This is a genomic window from Brenneria sp. L4-2C (assembly GCF_040240335.1).
Classification (GTDB): Bacteria; Pseudomonadota; Gammaproteobacteria; order Enterobacterales; family Enterobacteriaceae; genus Brenneria.
This window is the reverse complement of sequence record NZ_JBEIAC010000012.1, coordinates 30,407-50,120: the sequence shown is the minus strand read 5'-3', so window position 1 is coordinate 50,120 and position 19,714 is coordinate 30,407. Positions and strand designations below refer to the sequence as shown.

Here is a 19,714-nt window from a genome sequence, read left to right as displayed (position 1 = left end):
GGCTCCTGATACTGTCAGGAGCCGTTGGGGGATCGCCTCCGCAAGCGGGCGGGATCCAGGTATGTCGTGGTTAACTAGCGGGTGAATGCGTAAACTTCACCGTTTTTCGCCTGGATGAGCAGCTTATCGCTGGCAATGACCGGCTTGCTGAGGAAACCGGCGCTATCCACTTTCTGTTGCGCCACAAAACGGCCATCCGCCGTGTTCAGCCAGTGCAGGTATCCTTCGGCATCACCCACCACCAGATAGCCGTTATACAGCACCGGCGCCGTCAAATTGCGGTGCAGCAGATCGCTCTGACGCCACAGATTCACGCCGCCATTGGTGTTCAGCGCCACAATGCGGTCATTCTGATCGACCAGATAAATACGGTCGCCATCGACGATGAAATCATGCACCGAGCCCAGTTCCCGTTTCCACAGGATCTGACCGGAACGCAAGTCCAGGGCGGTCATGTTGCCGTTATAGCCCAATGCGTACACCACTTCTCCGACAATAACCGGCGTGGTGTCGACATCGTTCAGACGATCGATTTCCGTTGCGCCGCTCGGCTGTGAAATACGCTGTTGCCAGATTAGCTGCCCCTGGTTAATCAGCACCGCATTCACACGTCCGTTATCACCGCCGACGATAGCCGCGCCAAAGGCAACGGTCGGTGCGGATTCGCCGCGCAAAGACAGGGTCGGCATATCCAGATTGACCGTCCATTTAATCGCGCCGTCGGCTTCATCCAGCGCCTGTAGCATTCCGTTGCTGGTGTGAACCAGCACCACGCCGTCGCTGATCACCGGCCGGGAAATCACTTCGCCGGCGACTTTGGTTTGCCATACCGATGCGCCATCCTCGGTATTCAGGGCATAGACCTGGGCTTTTTCACTACCGACGTAGACATGATTCCCCGATACTGCGACGCCGCCGGATAATAAGGCGGAAATATTCGAGGATAAAAATCCGGTTTTTTCAGACAGGTCAACCTTCCAGATTTCAGCGCCGCTATCGAGATCCAGCGCTTTTACCGTCCCTTTGCGATCGGCGGCAAATACGCGATCGCTCTGCCAGTCCGGGCGCAGATTGGAATAAAATTCGCCAATGCCGCTTCCCACCGAACGACTCCAAACCTTCGTCGGCGTAAACTGATTTTCCACCGTCGGCAGTGGAGACATAGTGACGACATCTTCCTCGCTGTTAAACAGCGAACATCCGCTCAGCAGGGCGGCGGAAACCAGTCCTACCAGAAGTGTTTTACGCAATTGCATGGAATTCCTCTTAGCTGGACAGGTTGTTCAGTTTCATGCGCAGGAACGCTTGTAATGCCTGCGGCGGATTGGCGTCCAGCCCCTTGTTATAGGCTTCACGCGCAGCCTGATTATCCCCTTTGCTGACCAGCGCATCGCCGCGGACTTCCGCGGCCAAAGCAACCCAGCCATCCAATTTGACGGCATCCAGCGTCTTCAGCGCTTCATCCGCTTTGTTCTCTTGCAGTTGAATGCGCGCCAAACGCAAATTCACCAGAGAGAGCAGATCGGCATCTTTGGTTTGGGATTGAGCCTGAATCAGCTGTTGTTCAGCTTTGGCAAAATCCTTCTGATCTACATAATGACGAGCCAGCGCCAGCGAGGCCAGCACGCCATAGCTATTTTTATTGGTGGAAAACTTCTCCGCCGAGGCGATGTCTTCAGCTTTACCTTCCGCCAGCCGATCGCTGATTTGCTGATATGACGCCGATGACGCCATCGCGCTGTTGTTCTGGTGATTCAGCCAGAAACGCCATCCCACCAGCGCGCCGACACCAAGCACAACACCAACAGCCAACGCCTTTCCATTTTCTGCGAAGAAACGACGTAACGCATCAACCTGCTCATTCTCTGTGCCATAGACTTCCACGGTGTCTCTCTCCTCAATCCAGCAACGTTGCCAATCTTGCGGCGACGTCCGCCTGTGCCAATGTATCCTGCTCGCCGTTGCTCAGGTTTTTGATTACCACCTGACCCGCCGCGACCTCGTTCTCACCGAGTACCAGCGCAATACGCGCGCCCCATTTATCAGCCCTGGCGAATTGCTTTTTAAAATTGCCGCCGCCGTAGTTGGTCATCAGTTTTAATTGCGGCAGCGCATCGCGTAACGTCTCCGCCAGTTTCATCGCGGCGATCTGAGTGCCTGCGCCTGAAGAGATCAGATAAACGTCAACGCCGGGAAGCGCTTTAAAGCCGGGGTTGACTGACTGCACCAGCAGAACCAAACGCTCCAGACCCATGGCAAACCCGACGGACGGCGTCGCATGTCCGCCCAGTTGTTCGACCATGCCGTCATAACGACCGCCGGCGCAAACCGTACCCTGAGCGCCCAGACTGGTCGTCACCCACTCAAAAACGGTGCGGTTGTAATAATCCAGACCGCGAACCAAACGCGGATTAACGGTATATGGGATACCGGCCTGCGTTAAAAGTTCACACAATGATTCAAAGTGAACGCGGGATTCGTCATCCAGATAGTCGGTCAGAACCGGCGCGTCATTCAATAGCGTCTGAACCTGGGAGTTTTTCGAATCCAGCACGCGCAGCGGATTGGTGTACATGCGGCGCAGGCAATCTTCATCAAGCCGATCTTTATGCTGTTCAAGAAAAGCGATCAGCGCTTCACGGTAAGTGGCGCGCGCTTCCAGAGAACCGATGGAATTCAGCTCAAGATTAACATGTTCAGAAATACCCAGTTCCCGCCACCAGCGCGCCGTCAGCAAAATCAGTTCGGCATCGATATCCGGCCCGGCCAGACCAAAGACTTCGCAACCAATCTGATGAAATTGACGATAACGCCCCTTCTGCGGACGCTCATGGCGAAACATCGGCCCGATATACCACAGGCGCTGCTCCTGATTGTAGAGGATGCCGTGCTCGATACCGGCACGGACGCAGGACGCGGTGTTTTCAGGACGCAGCGTCAGACTGTCGCCGTTCCGATCCTCAAAGGTATACATCTCTTTTTCGACCACATCGGTGACTTCCCCGATGGCGCGTTTAAACAACCCGGTCTGCTCGACAATCGGCGTACGGATTTCACTGTAGCCGTAGCTGCCGAGCACCTGCTTCAGGCTGTTTTCAATCCGCTGCCACAGCGCCGTATCGGCCGGCAGGTAATCGTTCATACCGCGGATGGCTTGAATATTTTTTGCCACGTCTGTTCTCTATCTATTATTCAAAAAATAAACCCGATTATAGGGGGATTGGCACGCTATCTTCAATCGGAAGGCCTTCCCATCGGGCTCAAGAATCGTCTTGCCGGGCGTCACAGCATCAGACCCGGTTACTTATCAACCAGATTTACCGTAATGCGTCGGCTCTCATCCATCATGGACGCTTTAGCCCGAATTTTGGCTTCCAACTGGTCAATCATCTGCTCGTTATCGAACCGCTCACGCTGACGAACGCCGTCTTCATAGAAGCCGCTCTTATTATGTCCGCCCGTCACGCCGATAGTGGAAACCAGCGCCTCGCCCGGCCCGTTAACCACGCAACCGATAATCGAGACGTCCATCGGCGTGATAATGTCTTCCAGACGCTGTTCCAGCGCGTTCACGGTGCCAATGACATCAAACTCCTGCCGCGAGCAGGTGGGACAAGCGATAAAATTGATGCCGCGCGAGCGAATACGCAACGACTTCAGAATATCGAAGCCGACTTTCACTTCCTCTATCGGATTGGCGGCCAGAGAAATACGCAGGGTATCGCCGATACCTTCCGACAGCAGCAGGCCCAACCCAATCGCTGATTTGACCGCGCCGCTGCGCGCGCCGCCGGCTTCAGTAATGCCCAGATGCAACGGCTGGTCGATTTGCGCGGCCAGCAACCGATAGGACTGCACGGCCAGGAAAACGTCGGACGCTTTTACGCTGACTTTAAACTGATCGAAATTGAGACGGTCGAGAATATCAACGTGGCGCATGGCGGATTCCAGCAACGCTTCCGGCGTAGGCTCGCCATATTTTTCCTGCAAATCCTTTTCCAGCGACCCGCCGTTAACGCCGATACGTATCGGAATATTGTTATCCCGCGCGCAATCGACCACGGCGCGAATCCGCTCCTCGTTGCCGATGTTGCCCGGATTGATGCGCAGGCAGTCGACGCCGTACTCCGCGACTTTCAACGCAATGCGGTAGTCGAAATGGATGTCGGCCACCAGTGGGACATTCACCTGCTGTTTAATGAGTTTGAACGCTTCGGCCGCATCCATGGTGGGAACGGAAACACGTACAATATCAACACCGACGCGTTCCAGTGATTTGATTTGATTAACCGTCGCTTCAACATCAGTGGTCCGGGTATTGGTCATGGACTGCACCGCAATCGGCGCGCCATCCCCAATAGGCACCTTGCCGACGTAAATCCGCTTTGATTTCCGACGGGTGATGGGTGCAGCGTTATGCATTACTTCTTCTCCAAAATTGCGGCATCACGGGCAGCGATTCGGTTATTCCGCCGCCAACGTCAGACGCGCAACCTGATTGCTTCTTACAAACCGGCTTAAATCGACCGGCTTACCCTGATATTGAATCTGTACCGCGGCAGGCGCGCCGATCTTCAGGCTGTAAGGCGCCTGACCGCTCAGATTCAGGGAACCGCCGTTACGCTGCATTCCGCTGAACAATTTTTTTCCGCTGGCATCCGTCACTTCCAGCCAGCAGTCGGCGCTAAAATTCATCACCAGCGCTTGCGAGGCGGTAGCCGGAGGTTGTTCCGACGCCGCATCGCCGGCGGCCGGCGCTACCGCGCTCTGACTGGCGTTATCCGTCGATGGCGGTTGCGCGGAAGCCGTTGGCGCCGGCTCTACCGGCGCGGCAGTTGAAGGCGCCGGCTGAGACTGAGCTTGCGCCTGAGGCTGGGCCGACGCCGCATTTTCCGTGCTCGCCGGTATATCCAACGGGGTGGAAGGCGCGCTATCGGACGCCGAGAGATCCGGCGATTCGCTATTATCCATCAACGGCACTTCCTGCCCTTCGCTCGATGCCTGCAACGAAGTGGCGTGATCGACCATGCTGTTGATTTCCCGCTGCTGCGCCTGATGATTCTGCCACCACCACGCGCCGGTCAATCCCAGAACAATGATGACCACCAGCCAGGTGAAGGTCATTAACCAGCCATCGCGTTTCTTGCGGCTTTTTCCCAGGGAAAAGCTCTGCATCGGCGCAACGTTGGAAGCTTTGGGCACCACATGCTTATCCAGCATGGGTAACAATTCGCCTTCCGACACATGAACCAACTTCGCATAAGAACGGATATATCCGCGTAAAAACGTCGGCGCCAGATTAGCAGGCACATTGCCCTCTTCAATCTCACGCACAATCGAAAGCTTAAGACACAAACGTTCAGCAACGCTCTGCTGAGTCATTCCCAGACGCTCACGCGCCTGACGAAGACGTTCGCCGGGAATGGTTGATGCTGTATTATCTTGAGTGGCTTCAGTATTCATTAGCTAAGAACTGCTGGTACTGTTTAGATTGTGGAAAACTTCGCGCCAGCGATTTGCCATAGCGTTCAATGTCGCCGTCATGGCCCGCCAGCGCGGCGAAACGAATCTGCAACCATAAACTCTCGGCGCTGACCGGGAGAATATGCTGATAAACATCCAGAAGCAATTGAGCCTGCTCGTATTTTCCGGCAGAGAACTGTTTATCCGCCTCTGTTAACAGCACGAGGCCCTTTGCAGGATCATACCTCAGCGCCCGGCTTAATACGCTACGCGCATTATCATTTTGCCCTGCTTTGAAAAAACAATAACCTGCATTCTCCAACGCATCGGCAACCTGATGGTGATCGGGGAGTTGGGCAGCCGCGCTAAACTGTTGCTGCGCCGCTACATACTGCCCTAAACCACACAGAAACGCACCGTAATTATTCATTACGCCACCGCTTTCCGGCGCCAGGCGCAACGCGAATTGATAACGCTTTTCCGCCGCCTGATTTTCGCCCACCCGTTGCTCATAAAGCGCCATGCCTAAGTGAGCGCGGTAGTCTTGCGGCGCTGCTTCCAGCGCTTTTTCAAAGTTTTGGCGAGCGGCATCAAGGTTATTGCGCGCCAGATACTCCGCCCCCAACTGCAAACGGGTTTGCGCCGCCGCCGGATTGACCTTTTCCGGGGACGACTGAGCGCACCCCGCCGACAACACGGCGGCGAAAACCAGCAGCCGTCCCCTTCCCTGTCTTAACTGTAGCGTCACGCCTGACTTCCTTCCATTGTCGTCCCGGCCGAACATATCAGCGGTTATGTTACCTTAATCCGCATCCGGTCGCAGCCATCCCGGAAATGGGATAAATGATTAGCGCCCTGAAAGTATTACCGCATTCGCTTGCGGCGCAGACTATCAGGTATCAGACCGTTTTAACCGAGATAGGTTCACCCGCCATTTTTTTCTTCAGCGTACGTTTGGTTCTGTCCACCACTTCACCGGCGAGCTGACCGCAGGCGGCATCGATATCGTCGCCGCGCGTTTTACGCACAATCGTGGTAAAGCCATACTCCATCAGTACCTTGGAAAAGCGATCGACGCGGCTGTTCGAACTGCGGCCATAAGGCGCGCCGGGGAACGGGTTCCAGGGAATCAGGTTAATTTTGCACGGCGTGTTTTTCAGACATTCCGCCAATTGGTGCGCATGTTCGGTGCCATCGTTGATATGGTCCAGCATCACGTATTCCACCGTGACGCGCCCCTGGTTGGCATTCGATTTTTCCAGATAACGCCGCACCGCGCCCAGAAAGGCTTCAATGTTATATTTTTTATTCAGCGGCATGATTTCGTTACGAATTTCATCGTTCGGCGCATGCAGCGAGATCGCCAGGGCCACGTCGATCATATCGCCCAGTTTATCCAGCGCCGGCACCACGCCGGACGTCGACAAGGTGACGCGACGTTTCGACAGGCCGAAGCCGAAGTCATCCAGCATGATTTCCATCGCCGGCACCACGTTGGTCAGGTTAAGCAGGGGTTCGCCCATTCCCATCATCACCACGTTGGTGATCGGGCGCTGGCCGGTAACCTTAAACGCGCCGATAATTTTCGCCGCTCGCCACACCTGGCCGATAATTTCGGAAACCCGCAGGTTGCGGTTAAAGCCCTGCTGCGCGGTTGAACAGAATTTGCACTCCAGCGCACAGCCGACCTGAGAAGAGACGCACAGCGTCGCTCTGTCGTCTTCAGGAATATAGACGGTTTCCACTCGCTGACCGCCGACCAGAATCGCCCACTTGATGGTGCCGTCGGAAGAGCGTTGCTCAGCCACCACTTCCGGCGCGCGAATCTCGGCGACCTGTTGTAATTTGGCGCGAAACGCTTTGTTGATATCCGTCATCTGAGAGAAATCATCACAGCAATAGTGATAGATCCACTTCATCACCTGATCGGCGCGGAAAGGTTTTTCCCCCAGCGAGGCGAAAAATTCGCGCATTTGCGAACGGTTAAGATCCAGCAGATTGATTTTTTCCGCCCCGGATTTGGCGGGTTCGAGAGCGACGGCGGACGCCGGTGAAATTTCGGACACGGTTTTTTCAGACACGATTTGTTCGGACATAAGCGCTCTTGGCCTCGTTATTACACGTTATGGCTCGTAAGAAGGATAATAAAAGAAACGCCCCGGACAAGCGCATACTTATCGGGGCGCCGCATTGTACAAAGTTTAAAACAGCTAAGCTACCATCGCCGCAATTTTTATGGCGCGCTATCCCGGCGCGCCACCCTCAAGGGCCGTTGCAGGCAACGTTAAAAAACGCTCCCGACGTTTTTTTATGGCGCGCTATCCCTGCGCGCCACCCTCAGGGCCGTTGCAGGCAACGTTAAAAAACGCTCCCGGCGTTTTTTTATGGCGCGCTATCCCGGCGCGCCACCCTCAAGGGCCGTTGCAGGCAACGTTAAAAAACGCTCCCGGCGTTTTTTTATGGCGCGCTATCCCGGCGCGCCACCCTCAAGGGCCGTTGCAAGCAACGTTAAAAAACGCTCCCGGCGTTTTTTTATGTCAGCGGGTGCGGGGGCAAATTTCATCCGCGCTGAAGAAATAGGCGATTTCGCGCTGCGCGGATTCGATGGAATCCGAGCCGTGTACCGCATTCTCCGTCAGGCTGTCGGCGTAATCGGCCCGCAACGTTCCCGCCAGCGCGTTAGCCGGGTTAGTCGCGCCCATGATGTCACGGTTACGCTGTACCGCATTTTCGCCTTCCAGCACCTGCACCATGATCGGCCCCGAAACCATGAACGAAACCAGTCCGTCAAAAAACGGTTTGCCCTGATGTTCGGCATAAAAGCCTTCGGCCTGTTCACGCGTCAAATGCAGCATTTTGGCCGCAACGATGTTAAAACCCGCTTGCTCAAAACGCGCATAAATCGCGCCAATCGCGTTCTTCGCCACAGCATTCGGTTTTACGATGGAAAAGGTACGTTCTATCGTCATATTGACCTCATTCAATAACTGTCAGATAACGGCCGGATTGAAAGGAGAATAATTCAGGCCGACAAAAGTGGCGCAGATTATAGGGTGGCTGTAACCGCTTGCCTACCAGATAAATAACATTTTATTAAAAAAACATTATCTTCTTCCCTACCTTATTTTCCGTCGCCTGCCGCGGTTTCTCTTTATCCCGCTGGGATGGAAAATAGATAACACCGCCGTCGGCAATGGTCCCCGTTAAGCCGACACTTGTCGGGACAGGTAAAATCGCTGACAATAATCGCCATCATTGCACATCGTCAGTCCCTGCGTGGGGGTTCTATGTCAGCATCTTCATCCGAACTGTTTGTTTCCGCCGCCTGGCTTGCCGGACATCTTAACGATAGCGATATCACGCTCATTGATGCCCGGATGTTGCCGCCGGGCGAAACCACCCGTGATATTCATGCCGAATACCGAGCCGGACATTTACCCGGCGCGGTCTTTTTTGATATTGAAACCTTATCCGATCATCATACCGACCTGCCGCATATGATGCCCGACAGCGATGACTTTGCCGTCGCGATGGGCAAACTCGGCGTCAGCGATCGGCGACATATTGTCATTTATGACGAAGGCAACCTGTTCTCCGCGCCTCGCGCCTGGTGGATGCTGCGTACCTTCGGCGTGGAAAAAATATCGATTCTGAGTGGCGGACTGGCCGGCTGGGAAAGTCAAAATCTGCCGCTGGAACAGGGCGATGTTGAACGCCCGGCGCAATCTTTCACCGCGCGGCGGGACACATCCGCCATCCGCCGATGTAATGACGTATTGGCTATCATCAAGAGCGGCTCGGCGCAAATTATCGACGCCCGTCCGGCCCCCCGTTTTAAAGGGGAAGTCGACGAACCGCGCCCCGGCCTGCGCCGCGGCCATATCCCCGGCAGCCTTAACGTTCCCTGGAACGCGCTGGTCGCCGACGGCGCGCTGAAATCCAACGACGAGCTGGCAGCACTCCTGCGCCGGCAAGGCGTGGACTTAAACCGACCGATCGTTGCCAGCTGTGGTTCCGGCGTCACCGCCGCAGTCGTTGTACTGGCATTAACGCTGCTGAACGTCAGGGACGTCACTTTGTATGATGGCTCATGGAGCGAATGGGGCGGCCGGGACGATCTTCCCATCGAGACGGATCAAGCCTGATAGACAAAACGCGCTAACTTGACGAAATGGGGACGAGAGCAGCGCTCGCCGGCTCTCATCCTGACGATGTCTCAAGCGGTTCCCGATCCTTTAAAATCGCGCAGAAAGCTGCCCCATTTGCGCTCATAGAACGGGGTGGTGTGTTTGGTCAGATAATGGCTGATGCCCGGATCGCCCTCCTTCACCAGACAGAGATCGACGGGGCGATCGTCGGGCAAGGTATCGCTGGCTACGCTGCCGGCGGCGCGGATCACATCCTCCACATCGCCGCCATCGACATCCAGGCCGATTAGCAGATGCGGATCTTGCTCGCCGCCTTCATGGATCTGGGCCAGAAACGCCCGACGAACGTGCCGGTATTGGGTAAACAACTGAGTTAATGAATCTATCATCTGCACCGGCATGTCGGCCGGCTGACCGAGCAAAACTTCAGTATCTTCTTCAACCACCCGCTGCTGCACAAACCCATGCCCCTGGTCAGAAAGCATATGCTCCACTTCCTGCGGCAGAAATTCTTTGCCATAGGGAAGATTCGGATTGAGAAACAACGTCGCGCCCAGCGTCAATTCGAACAGTGAACGCGCCGGCAAGGCTAAAAACGGCGATTCTTTCGTCACCGCCAGCTGTAGCGCTTCCAGCGAAGAGAAAAAAGGAATGGCTGAAGAGCCGTCGGCCTTTTCCCAATGCTGAATCTGAACATTGCTGCCGGCATGCAGGGTTTTCTCCCCGCTTTCATCGGGATCGTCGCTCTGCCCCAGTATAAATACCGTGGCATCCATCAGTTCCCTGAAAAAAGCCGGTCGGTGCGCCGGTTCGCCGGCCGCCAGCGTCAGAAGTTCTTCCAGTTTGTTTTGCGGTGAAAAATCCATCTCTATCCTCAACCCATCGTTGACATTAAAACCAGGCGCTAACCTGATTCAGATATCGCCGCTCACCAGACCTTGTCGGCAAATGCGACCGGGAGCTAACCCGGTTGCGATTATCCGCACTGACTGTCAACGGCGATATCGGCGCGCTGAAGTCTGAACTATTCCGCTTTACTCAGCAGCAAGTTCGCCAGCGTCCGCACGCCCAGTCCGGTCGCGCCGGTCGCCCACTGCTCGACCGCCCCTTTGCGATAGGTGGCGGAACAGTCGATGTGCAACCAGCCTTGCTGATAATTTTTCACAAAGTGGGATAGAAACGCGGCGGCCGTACTGGCGCCGGCGGAGTGGGCCGCGCCGGCGATGTTGTTTAAATCCGCAAAGTTTGAGGGTAAATGGCTGCGGTGAAACTCTTCCAGCGGCAGACGCCAGAACGGTTCGCTTTCCTGTTTGGCGCTTTGCTGCAAAGCCGCGACCAGTTCATCGTCGAAGCTGAACAAGGCGTGATAATCGTTACCCAGCGCCGTCTTGGCCGCGCCGGTCAGCGTGGCGCAGTCAACGATCAGTTGCGGGTTCTGTTCGGAGGCGTCAATCAGGCCATCGGCCAGCACCAGGCGCCCTTCCGCATCGGTATTCATCACTTCAACGCTCTTGCCGTTGCGGTAACGGATAATATCGCCCAGCTTGAAGGCGTTACCGCTGACCATATTGTCGGCGCAACACAGATACAGCTTGACCCGCTGGTTGAGACCGCGGGCAATCGCCAGCGCCAGCGCGCCGGTCACCGTCGCCGCGCCGCCCATATCCGATTTCATTGAATCCATAAAGCTGCTGGGCTTCAGGCTGTAACCGCCGGAATCAAAGGTGATGCCTTTACCGACCAGACAGGCGAACACCGGCGCATCCGGGTTGCCCGTCGGGTTGTAATCCAGCGCCAGCAGCACCGGAGAACGATCGGATCCCCGACCGACGGTATGAATGCCGGCGTAGTTCTGCTCACGCAGATCATCGCCTTTGGTGATCCGATAGCTGATGGCATCGCCGGCGACATCGCACAGCAGATCGATCGCCCGGGTCGCCAACTGTTCCGGCCCCAGATCCTCCGCCGGCAGGTTGATCGTGTCACGCACCCAGTCGACGATCTTGAGACGATCGCCCAGCTCTTTTTTATCGGCGTCGTTCAATTCCGGCCATTCAACCGTCCGTTTTCCTTTCGGCCCGCGGAACCCGGCCCAAAATGCCCAACTGCTTTCCAGATCCCAGCCGTCGCCGGCCAGCCTGACATGTTTAATCCCTTGCCCGTCGATTTTGCGGGCCGCACGTTGGATGGCCGCTAACGGCGACGTGCCGTTCAAATGGATAGTCAACCCCTGATCGTTCACACTTAACGGCGCTTTTTCACCCCAGCGCGCATCAGCAGGTTGATTGGAGAGTGATACCAACATAGCTTCGCTTGTCATAGTTCTGCTCCAGATTGTTCTATATACCCTTCATCTTTCAAGTCGCAGGTGCGTTGGCTGTATTACTCGGCCCTTCGGGGCCAGCGCAAGCGCTGTTCAAAACGCCATGCGTGTTGTCCTGCAACTCGAAATCTATTGGGTAAGACTACCTTTGCGTTATCGCAAAATAAACGGGCCGCCGTCAGGGCAGCCCGTATTGTCAATTAATCCGCTTCATCTAACCAAACCAACAGAATCGCTTCCAGAATTTTTTCATTGGAGGCATCGGGAAGATCGTCAAACTCTTCCAGATCGCAGATCCATTGGTGCAAATCTGTAAAACGCACTGTTTTCGGATCGACATCAGGATAGTGATCATAAAGCGCTTCGCCGATTGCGCGGCTGTCCGTCCATTTCAATCCCATAACGACTCCTGTCTATCAGTGTTCACGGGCATGATTAATCGTGTAGCGCGGGATTTCAACGACCAAATCCTCACCCGCAATACGCGCCTGACAGCCTAACCGGCTCTCAGGCTCCAGTCCCCAGGCTTTATCCAGCATGTCATCTTCGTCTTCGGTGCTTTCCGCCAAAGAATCAAAGCCTTCGCGAACGATGCAATGACAGGTGGTGCAAGCGCAGGATTTCTCGCAGGCATGCTCAATTTCAATTCCATTACGCAGGGCTACATCCAGAATCGTTTCCCCGCGTTCAGCTTCCAAAACCACCCCTTCAGGACAGAGATCCTGATGAGGCAGAAAGACAATCTTAGGCATGTTTAAACCTCGTCCACAGAGTGGCCCGCCAACGCGCGGCGAATAGAAGAATCCATCCGACGGGCGGCAAAACCCTGGGTTTGTTGATCTAATATTTTTATTGCGGCTTCCATCGCCGCCACATCCGTTCCCGACATGACCCGTTGTAAATGTTCAGACGCCGCAGCGATTGCCGCTTGCTCATCAGCGGTCAGCAAATCGGCATCGGCCGCCAGCGCATTCTGAAGGCTCTCCAGCACCCGGGCCGCCTCGACTTTCTGCTCGGCCAACATGCGGGCGCCCACGTCCTGCTGCGCATTCAGCATGGAGTCCTGAATCATGGCGGCGATTTCCGTATCATTCAGCCCGTAAGAAGGCTTGACCTGAATAGAGGCTTCCACGCCGGTGGATTTCTCCATCGCCGTCACGCTCAACAGGCCATCAGCATCTACCTGAAATGTTACACGAATATGCGCGCCGCCCGCAGGTAACGGCGGTAAACCACGCAAAGTGAAGCGTCCAAGCGAACGACAGTCCTGAACCAGCTCGCGCTCGCCCTGGAGAACGTGGATCATCATCCCGCTCTGACCGTCTTTGAAGGTAGTGAATTCCTGCGCTCGGGCGACCGGGATAGTCGTATTGCGCGGAATGATTTTCTCCACCAGACCGCCCATCGTTTCCAGTCCCAGCGACAACGGGATCACATCCAGCAGCAGCATTTCGCTGTCCGGCTTGTTGCCCACCAGAATATCGGCCTGAATGGCGGCGCCGATCGCCACCACTTTATCGGGGTCGATAGAAGTCAGCGGCGTGCGGCCGAAGAACGCGTCAACCTGCTCACGCACCAGCGGCACGCGGGTCGATCCGCCCACCATCACCACTTCCTGCACTTCATCCGGCGTCACGCCCGCATCTTTCAGGGTGCGACGACAGGACAGCAGCGTACGCTTGACCAACGGCGTAATCAGCGCGTTAAACTGCGCGCGCGTGATTTCGCCCTGCCAGCCGGCGACGGCAACAGGCGTCGATTCCGCCGAGCTTAACGCAATCTTGGCCTGAATCGCGGCTTCGCGCAGCCTATGCTGCAAATGATGATCGTCGCGGGCGGTAATACCGGCCTGCTCGCGCAGCCACTCCACCAGCAGATTGTCGAAATCATCGCCGCCCAGCGCGGAATCGCCGCCGGTCGCCAGAACTTCGAATACGCCGCGACTCAAGCGCAGCACGGAAATATCAAAGGTGCCGCCGCCCAGATCGTAAACGGCGATCACGCCTTCCTTGCCGGAATCCAGTCCGTAGGCGATAGCCGCCGCCGTCGGCTCATTGAGCAAGCGCAAGACATGCAGCCCCGCCAGACGGGCGGCATCTTTCGTTCCCTGACGCTGCGCGTCGTCAAAATAGGCGGGGACGGTGATCACCACGCCGTCCGGCGCGCCGCCCAACGCGGCCTGCGCCCGCTGCGCCAGCGCCGAAAGGATATCCGCCGACACCTGAACCGGATTGATATTCCCGGCCGGCGTTTGTATCAACGGCAGACCGTTTTCGCTGGCCTGGTATTGATAGGGCAAATGCGGATAACGCTGCTGGATATCCGCCAGCGAGCGTCCCATCATGCGTTTTACCGAGCTGACGGTATTGGCGGGATCGCCCGCCGCCTTTTCGCCGGCCGCCCAGCCTACCTCATGCCCTTCGGCATGGTAGTGAACAACCGACGGCAGCAGCTCGCGCCCTTCGTCGTCCGTCAGGGTTTGCGCCTCGCCGCTGCGCACCGTGGCGACCAGAGAATTGGTCGTGCCTAAATCAATGCCGACAGCCAAACGCCGCTGATGCGGCGCCGCGCTGAGTCCCGGCTCACTAATTTGCAATAAGGCCATATTGAGCTTCCATCAATTGGCTGGCGGGAAACATCGCGCGGGGGTCGACACCGCCGCGTTCCCGCCCGGATTAAAAACTTACCTGTCCAGCAATTGTTCTTCGAGTTGTTCAACCTGCTGCCGGAGTTTGTCTAAAAAGCGCAGTTTACGCACGGTATCCGCGGCATCCGCCCACGCTTCGCTGTCCAGCTCATCGCGCATTTGCCCGCTGCGTTTCGCCAGCATCGATTGTAATCGATCGGCGAACGCCGCCAGCGCCGCTTCGGCATCGGCACGCTGAGCAATGGCGTCCAGCTCCTCGCGTAATTCGAGCTGCTCCATCAAAAACGCGGTATCGCGCAAGGTATGCTGCTCGTTGCTTAAATCAAAACCGTGCAAAGATAGCATATACTCCGCGCGTTTCAGCGGATGTTTCAACGCCTGATAGGCATTATTGATCGTCGCCGCCTGCTGTAACGCCAGCAGACGATCCCTTTCCGGGCTGGCGGCGAAACGATCGGGATGAAACTGCCGTTGCAGTTCCTGAAAACGGGAAACAAGCAGGCTGCCATCCACATCATAGCGAATCGGCAGCCCGAACAAAGTAAAGTAATCCATAACGCGCTCTGAGGGTTCTGGGGTAATTGCCGTCATTTGGCCGCTGTTTCTCCCGGCTTCAGGCCGGCGGAAACAGGGAATCCCCATTTTTTCAAGCTGCGGGCAAGTGATTCCCGCATCCCGAAATCTATTGGGTCTATCAACTACCCTGAGAAGTGGTCAAACGTTAAAACTTTCGCCGCAACCGCATTCGCCGGTGACATTAGGGTTATTGAACTTGAAGCCTTCATTCAGCCCTTCCCTGACGAAATCCAGTTCGGTACCGTCAAGGTAGACCAGGCTTTTACCGTCGATAATGACTTTGACGCCTTTATCTTCGAATACCACGTCATCCGCGTTGACGTCGTCAACGAATTCCAGCACATACGCCATACCGGAACAACCGGAGGTGCGTACGCCAAGGCGCAGGCCGAGGCCCTTGCCCCGGTTGGCCAGAAATGCGTTTACCCGTTGCGCAGCGCTGTCGCTCAAAGAAATTGACATAACAACCTCGGCAATTTACTTGGCTTCACGTTTACTTTTATAGTCGGCAATCGCCGCCTTGATGGCATCTTCCGCCAGAATGGAGCAGTGGATTTTCACCGGCGGCAACTCAAGCTCTTCGGCGATTTGAGTGTTTTTAATCGCTTCCGCTTCGTTAAGCGATTTACCTTTTACCCACTCGGTCACCAGCGAACTGGAGGCGATGGCGGAACCGCAGCCATAGGTCTTGAAGCGCGCATCTTCAATGATGCCCTCGGCATTGACCTTAATCTGCAACTTCATGACGTCGCCGCAGGCCGGCGCGCCTACCATACCGCTGCCAATGTTCGGATCCGCGTTGTCGAACGAGCCGACATTGCGTGGATTTTCATAGTGATCAATTACTTTTTCGCTGTAAGCCATAATCGTCGTCCCCTATCCTGCGAATTAATGATGCGCCCATTCGATGCTGCTGATATCCACGCCTTGCTTAAACATTTCCCACAGCGGAGAAAGTTCGCGCAGGCGACCAATAGATTTCCGCACCAGCTCAATGGCGTAATCGATCTCTTCTTCGGTGGTAAAACGACCCAGCGAGAAGCGGATCGAACTATGCGCCAATTCATCGTTCATACCCAGCGCGCGTAATACGTAGGAGGGTTCCAGACTGGCGGAGGTACAGGCGGAGCCGGACGACACCGCCAGATCCTTCAGCGCCATAATCAGCGACTCGCCTTCAACATAGTTGAAGCTGACGTTAAGAATATTCGGCGCGCCGTGTTCGAGATCGCCATTCAGATAGACTTCTTCGATATCCTTGATGCCGTTCCACAAACGATCGCGCAGCGCGCGCAGGCGCGCCGCTTCGGCGACCATTTCTTCTTTGGCGATACGGTAGGCTTCGCCCATGCCGACGATTTGATGAACGGGTAAGGTGCCGGAACGCATGCCGCGTTCATGCCCGCCGCCGTGCATCTGCGCTTCGATACGAATGCGCGGTTTACGACGCACGTACAGCGCGCCGATGCCTTTCGGCCCATAAATTTTATGGCCGGAGAACGACATCAAATCCACTTTGAGCTGGCTCAGATCGATAGGCAGTTTACCCACGCTCTGGGTCGCATCGACATGGAACACGATGCCGCGGCTACGGCACATTTCGCCGATAGCGGCGATATCCTGCACCACGCCGATTTCATTATTCACATGCATGATCGAAACCAGAATGGTGTCGTCGCGCATCGCGGCTTCCAGCGTTTTCAGATCGATAATGCCGTTACGCTGCGGGGCCAGATAGGTGACTTCAAAGCCTTCACGCTCCAGCTGACGACAGGTATCCAGTACGGCTTTATGTTCCGTTTTGCTGGTGATGATGTGCTTGCCTTTCTTCTGATAGAAGTTCGCCGCGCCTTTGACGGCCAGGTTATCCGCTTCCGTCGCGCCGGACGTAAAGACAATCTCTCTGGGATCCGCGCCCACTAACTCCGCGATTTGATTACGGGCGATATCGACAGCCTCTTCCGCCTGCCAGCCAAAGCGGTGAGAGCGGGAAGCCGGGTTGCCAAAAGTACCGTCCAGGGTCAAAAATTGCATCATTTTTTCAGCCACCCGCGGATCAACCGGCGTCGTTGCTGAATAGTCCAGATAAATCGGTAACTTCATTGCTCATAAACTCCGTACATCACTTCAAAACGTGCAAAGCGTCTTGTTTTTATAACGGGCTATTTTGCCCGTATCCTTTCTTCGAGCCAACGCGACGCGCTGTGAAAAATTCTTTCCGGAAAGCGTAACGGGCTATCCCTGCCCTCCCCTATGGGTCGTCGTAGATCAGGCGCGCAGATTAACGTTGATCGTATCTTGCTGGCGTCCGTTGGCGGTGCGGCGCGTATCGGTTTCCTGACGATCCGCGACGTCCAGGACTTCTTTGTTATTGACCAACTCATCCAACGTGATGTTGTTCAGGAAGTCGGTAATGCGATCGCTCAGATCGCGCCATAGGGTGTGCGTCAGGCAACGTTCGCCGCCCTGGCAGCTTTCACGCCCCTGGCAACGGGTTGCATCCACCGATTCGTCCACGGCGGAAATTACGGTACCCACGGCGATTTCACTGGCATGCTTACCCAGCAGGTAGCCGCCGCCAGGGCCACGGACGCTGGCAACCAGCCCGTTTTTACGCAGGCGTGAAAACAATTGTTCCAGATAGGAGAGCGAAATGCCCTGCCGTTCCGAGATATCCGCCAGCGGAACCGGACCTTCTTTAGAATGCAGCGCCACATCAAGCATGGCGGTAACGGCATAACGGCCTTTAGATGTCAGTCTCATGATAGTGGTACCTGTAGATGAAACATGTATTATTAAGACATGTATTGACAAAACAGGATTTGAGTCTGACATTCCCGAGTGTTTTAGTCAACTATTTAACCCAGCATTTCACTCAAGTATTATTTAACGATCACTCGCCCTGTTTTTTCTGAACCGAACTCAGGATACCGCGCAGAATATTCAGTTCCTGACTTTCCGGCCGCGCCCGGGTAAACAAACGACGCAGCTTATTCATCACCTGTCCCTGATGCGCCTGTCGAATAAAGCCCGTTTGCAGTAAGGTCTGCTCAAGGTGCTGATAAAAACGCTCCAGATCGTCCACCAGCGGATAAGGCGTTTCGTCATGCTCTTCCTCGCCCGCCTGCAAGCGGTCGAGATAAGCGACGCGAACTTCATACGCCAGGATCTGTACGGCCATGGCCAGATTCAGAGAGCTATACTCCGGATTGGCGGGGATCGCAACATGATAATGGCACTTCTGCAATTCATCGTTGGTCAGGCCGACGCGCTCGCGGCCAAACACCAGGGCGACGGGGGCGTGCTCCGCTTCCCGGGCGCTGCGAACGCCGCATTCGCGCGGCTCCAGCATCGGCCAGGGCAAGGTGCGCGAACGCGCGCTGGTGCCGACCACCAGACTGCATCCTTCAAGCGCCTGATCGAGCGAGTCAACCAGCGTGGCATCGCCAATCACATCACTGGCGCCGGCGGATAAGGCAATCGCCTGTGAGTCGGGTTTTACCAACGGATTAACCAGATAGAGTTTACTTAACCCCATGGTCTTCATCGCTCTGGCGACCGATCCCATGTTGCCCGTGTGGGACGTTTCGACCAGAACAACGCGAATATTGTGTAACATGCGGACTCTATGTAATACGAGGAGGAAATCGGGCCATTCTAACACAAACTTAGATATTTTCATTTTCCCCTGCTATAATGCCGCCCGCTTTCTGTTCTTTAACATTCTAGTGGACGATACCATGCATCCGATGCTCAATATCGCTATACGCGCTGCGCGTAAAGGCGGTAATTTAATTGCTAAAAATTACGAAACCCCTGACGCTGTAGAAGCCAGTCAAAAAGGCAGCAATGACTTTGTCACTAACGTCGACCGAGATGCTGAGCGTCTGATCGTTGAAATCATCCGCAAGTCTTATCCGCAACACACCATCATTGGCGAGGAATGCGGCGAGCTGGTAGGTGAAGATCAGGATGTGCAATGGGTAATCGATCCATTAGACGGCACCACGAATTTCATCAAACGTCTGCCGCATTTCGCGGTCTCTATCGCGGTGCGCCTCAAAGGCCGCACCGAAGTCGCCGTGGTTTACGATCCTATGCGTAATGAGCTGTTCACCGCCACCCGCGGTCAGGGCGCGCAGTTAAACGGTTATCGTCTGCGCAGCAGCAACGCTCGCGACCTGGACGGCACCGTACTGGCTACCGGCTTCCCGTTCAAGGCCAAACAGCACGCCAAAAGCTATATCAAAATCATCGAATCGCTGTTTACCCAATGCGCGGACTTCCGCCGCACGGGTTCCGCCGCGCTGGATCTGGCCTATGTCGCCGCCGGCCGTGTCGACGGCTTCTTTGAAATCGGTCTGAAACCCTGGGATTTCGCCGGCGGCGACCTGCTGGTTCGTGAAGCCGGCGGCATCGTGACCGACTTCGTCGGCGGCCACAATTATCTCTCTTCCGGTAATCTGGTTGCGGGTAATCCGCGCGTCGTCAAATCCATTCTGGCAACCATCCGCGATGATTTGAGCGATGCGTTAAAACGCTGATTTTCTCGCGGGA

At 55.6% G+C, this 19,714-nt stretch carries 21 protein-coding genes; 2 read left to right on the top strand and 19 right to left on the bottom strand.

Translation table 11 applies throughout. From position 1 onward, the window contains the following. Positions 1–74: 74 nt before the first annotated feature. The 8 genes from bamB to ndk all read right to left on the bottom strand — a co-directional run bounded on the left by bamB (position 75) and on the right by ndk (position 8,432). Positions 75–1,256 (bottom strand): outer membrane protein assembly factor BamB, encoded by a 1,182-nt coding sequence (gene bamB / locus ABRZ26_RS16725; RefSeq protein ID WP_319605288.1) that lies wholly within the window; start codon positions 1,254–1,256, stop codon positions 75–77. 10 nt (positions 1,257–1,266) lie between these two features. After that, complete coding sequence (locus tag ABRZ26_RS16720) at positions 1,267–1,884, bottom strand: YfgM family protein (RefSeq protein ID WP_319605287.1); 618 nt, start codon at positions 1,882–1,884, stop codon at positions 1,267–1,269. A 13-nt stretch (positions 1,885–1,897) separates the two neighbouring features. Next, positions 1,898–3,172, bottom strand: a complete 1,275-nt coding sequence (gene hisS, locus ABRZ26_RS16715) for a histidine--tRNA ligase (RefSeq protein ID WP_319605286.1) — start codon at positions 3,170–3,172, stop codon at positions 1,898–1,900. Positions 3,173–3,300: 128 nt separating this feature from the next. Then, entirely contained in the window at positions 3,301–4,422 is a 1,122-nt protein-coding gene (ispG, locus tag ABRZ26_RS16710) for a flavodoxin-dependent (E)-4-hydroxy-3-methylbut-2-enyl-diphosphate synthase (protein ID WP_319605285.1), read from the bottom strand. Positions 4,423–4,464: 42 nt separating this feature from the next. After that, the gene (gene rodZ, locus ABRZ26_RS16705) at positions 4,465–5,463 is read right to left on the bottom strand and encodes a cytoskeleton protein RodZ (protein WP_319605284.1); all 999 of its coding nucleotides are present in this window, start codon (positions 5,461–5,463) and stop codon (positions 4,465–4,467) included. Further along, on the bottom strand, positions 5,453–6,211 hold the full coding sequence (gene pilW, locus ABRZ26_RS16700) for a type IV pilus biogenesis/stability protein PilW (protein WP_319605283.1): 759 nt from the start codon (positions 6,209–6,211) through the stop codon (positions 5,453–5,455). Before pilW ends, rodZ begins: the two co-directional genes overlap by 11 nt. Before the next feature lie 151 nt (positions 6,212–6,362). Further along, entirely contained in the window at positions 6,363–7,559 is a 1,197-nt protein-coding gene (gene rlmN, locus ABRZ26_RS16695) for a dual-specificity RNA methyltransferase RlmN (protein ID WP_319605282.1), read from the bottom strand. 441 nt (positions 7,560–8,000) lie between these two features. Further along, positions 8,001–8,432 (bottom strand): nucleoside-diphosphate kinase, encoded by a 432-nt coding sequence (gene ndk, locus ABRZ26_RS16690; RefSeq protein WP_319605281.1) that lies wholly within the window; start codon positions 8,430–8,432, stop codon positions 8,001–8,003. 318 nt (positions 8,433–8,750) lie between these two features. Between ndk and sseA the strand changes: the two genes are divergently transcribed. Continuing rightward, a complete protein-coding gene (gene sseA / locus ABRZ26_RS16685; RefSeq protein WP_319605280.1) occupies positions 8,751–9,608 on the top strand; it encodes a 3-mercaptopyruvate sulfurtransferase in 858 nt (285 codons plus the stop codon). 71 nt (positions 9,609–9,679) lie between these two features. Here sseA and sseB read toward each other — a convergent pair whose 3' ends face one another. The 11 genes from sseB to trmJ form a co-directional block, all read right to left on the bottom strand. Then, entirely contained in the window at positions 9,680–10,477 is a 798-nt protein-coding gene (sseB, locus tag ABRZ26_RS16680) for an enhanced serine sensitivity protein SseB (protein ID WP_319605279.1), read from the bottom strand. Between the two features lie 158 nt (positions 10,478–10,635). Continuing rightward, complete coding sequence (gene pepB, locus ABRZ26_RS16675; protein WP_319605278.1) at positions 10,636–11,931, bottom strand: aminopeptidase PepB; 1,296 nt, start codon at positions 11,929–11,931, stop codon at positions 10,636–10,638. Between the two features lie 203 nt (positions 11,932–12,134). After that, positions 12,135–12,335, bottom strand: a complete 201-nt coding sequence (gene iscX / locus ABRZ26_RS16670; protein ID WP_319605277.1) for a Fe-S cluster assembly protein IscX — start codon at positions 12,333–12,335, stop codon at positions 12,135–12,137. A gap of 15 nt (positions 12,336–12,350) precedes the next feature. Continuing rightward, complete coding sequence (gene fdx, locus ABRZ26_RS16665) at positions 12,351–12,686, bottom strand: ISC system 2Fe-2S type ferredoxin (protein WP_319605276.1); 336 nt, start codon at positions 12,684–12,686, stop codon at positions 12,351–12,353. Positions 12,687–12,688: 2 nt separating this feature from the next. Next, positions 12,689–14,539 carry a Fe-S protein assembly chaperone HscA gene (hscA, locus tag ABRZ26_RS16660; RefSeq protein ID WP_319605275.1) on the bottom strand — a complete coding sequence of 617 codons (1,851 nt, stop codon included), beginning with the start codon at positions 14,537–14,539 and terminating at the stop codon, positions 12,689–12,691. A 78-nt stretch (positions 14,540–14,617) separates the two neighbouring features. After that, positions 14,618–15,136: a co-chaperone HscB gene (gene hscB / locus ABRZ26_RS16655; RefSeq protein ID WP_319605274.1), complete on the bottom strand. Its 519-nt coding sequence runs from the start codon at positions 15,134–15,136 to the stop codon at positions 14,618–14,620. Between the two features lie 159 nt (positions 15,137–15,295). Then, a complete protein-coding gene (gene iscA, locus ABRZ26_RS16650; protein WP_319605273.1) occupies positions 15,296–15,619 on the bottom strand; it encodes an iron-sulfur cluster assembly protein IscA in 324 nt (107 codons plus the stop codon). A 15-nt stretch (positions 15,620–15,634) separates the two neighbouring features. Further along, positions 15,635–16,021, bottom strand: a complete 387-nt coding sequence (gene iscU, locus ABRZ26_RS16645) for a Fe-S cluster assembly scaffold IscU (RefSeq protein WP_319605272.1) — start codon at positions 16,019–16,021, stop codon at positions 15,635–15,637. Positions 16,022–16,045: 24 nt separating this feature from the next. After that, positions 16,046–17,260 carry a cysteine desulfurase gene (iscS, locus tag ABRZ26_RS16640; RefSeq protein WP_319605271.1) on the bottom strand — a complete coding sequence of 405 codons (1,215 nt, stop codon included), beginning with the start codon at positions 17,258–17,260 and terminating at the stop codon, positions 16,046–16,048. A gap of 165 nt (positions 17,261–17,425) precedes the next feature. Beyond that, on the bottom strand, positions 17,426–17,920 hold the full coding sequence (iscR, locus tag ABRZ26_RS16635) for a Fe-S cluster assembly transcriptional regulator IscR (RefSeq protein WP_319605270.1): 495 nt from the start codon (positions 17,918–17,920) through the stop codon (positions 17,426–17,428). A gap of 130 nt (positions 17,921–18,050) precedes the next feature. Further along, on the bottom strand, positions 18,051–18,776 hold the full coding sequence (gene trmJ, locus ABRZ26_RS16630) for a tRNA (cytosine(32)/uridine(32)-2'-O)-methyltransferase TrmJ (protein WP_319605269.1): 726 nt from the start codon (positions 18,774–18,776) through the stop codon (positions 18,051–18,053). A gap of 121 nt (positions 18,777–18,897) precedes the next feature. Between trmJ and suhB the strand changes: the two genes are divergently transcribed. Then, positions 18,898–19,701: an inositol-1-monophosphatase gene (suhB, locus tag ABRZ26_RS16625; RefSeq protein ID WP_319605268.1), complete on the top strand. Its 804-nt coding sequence runs from the start codon at positions 18,898–18,900 to the stop codon at positions 19,699–19,701. The last annotated feature ends 13 nt before the right edge of the window (positions 19,702–19,714 follow it).